This is a genomic window from Pseudomonas imperatae (assembly GCF_057128625.1).
Genome location: NZ_JBSKHP010000066.1, coordinates 1 through 1,235, shown reverse-complemented (window position 1 = coordinate 1,235; position 1,235 = coordinate 1). Strand labels below are relative to the sequence as shown.

The 1,235-nt window shown below is 55.9% G+C and carries 1 protein-coding gene; it reads right to left on the bottom strand.

Annotated features, from left to right (window positions below; all coding sequences use genetic code 11):
- Nucleotides 1-8: 8 nt before the first annotated feature.
- Nucleotides 9-1,171 (bottom strand): IS3 family transposase gene (locus ACWKWX_RS32595; RefSeq protein WP_483829924.1). Its coding sequence is split into 2 segments (ribosomal slippage): nucleotides 9-916 and nucleotides 916-1,171, totalling 1,164 coding nucleotides; the frame shifts between segments, so codons are not numbered across the junction.
- Nucleotides 1,172-1,235 lie beyond the last annotated feature (64 nt).

Sequence of the window (1,235 nt, the reverse complement as noted above, 5' to 3'; positions counted from 1 at the left end):
TGTAGTGGTCAACTGATCCCGGACACTGCGTTAAGTTTTTCCTCGGCAACGGCAGGCGCCAAGCCGTCGTTGAACTGATGTGGTCGCCGCCAGTTGTACCGCTCCATAAGGAAACGACTGATATCTTGTTTAGCCAACGCGGCGCTCATGTAGCCCACCATCGGTATCCATTCAGTTTTCAGGCTGCGAAATAGCCGCTCCATCGGCGCGTTGTCGTGGCAGTTGCCGCGCCGACTCATGCTCTGCGTGAAGCGGTATCTCCATAGTCTTTGGCGGAAACTCCGGCTGCCGTATTGGCTGCCCTGATCGCTATGAAATAGCACATTCTGAGGCCGGCCACGCTGCTCATAGGCCATATCCAATGCCTTGATCACCAGCTCAGCGTCAGGCTTGACTGAGAACGCCCAGCCTACGACCCGGCGGGCATAAAGATCGATCACCGCTGCCAGATAGTGCCATCGACCTTCGGCCCAAACGTACGTGATGTCACCGCACCAGACCTTGTTGGGGGATGCCACGCTGAACTCTCGATCAAGTACGTTCGGGATATCGGGTCGCTCCACGGTGGCCTTTTTGTAGGCATGGGAGCCCGGTTGTTTGCTGATCAGGTTCATCTCGCGCATCAACTTACGTACCTTGAATCGCCCGATTTGCATGCCGTCCTCTTTCATCATCAGCATGATGCTTCGACTGCCCGCAGCGCTTCGGCTTTGGGTAAACAGTTCGTTGACGCGGCTGCGCAAAATCACCCGTTCGGCATCAGGGGATCGGCGTTTTCGAAGGTATGCGTAGTAGCAAGATCGGGTGACTTCAAATACCGAGCACAATAGATCAACCGGCTCCTCGGAGCGAAGCCGATCGACTAACGCGAGCGCTCGTGTTCCTCGGCCATCAAGAGCGCGGTAGCCTTTTTTAGGATCGATTTTTCCCGTTCCAGACGATTGATTCGGGCTTCCAATTCTTGGATTTTTTGCTGCTCAGGTGTTAACGCCTTGCTGGTCGGGGTGACACCGCCACGTTCTTGCTGGAGCTGGTTCACCCAACGACGCAAGGCCGACTCAACCAGCCCAAGCGAACGGGCTGCCTCGGTATGGCTGTAGCCTTGATCGAGCACCAGGCACGCAGCCTCGCGCTTGAACTCAGGGGTAAAGGTACGACGTTGCTTGGTCATCAGACACCTCTCTGTGGCGAGCATTCTCGCCTAAATGGGTGTCCGGTTTCATTAGACCACTACA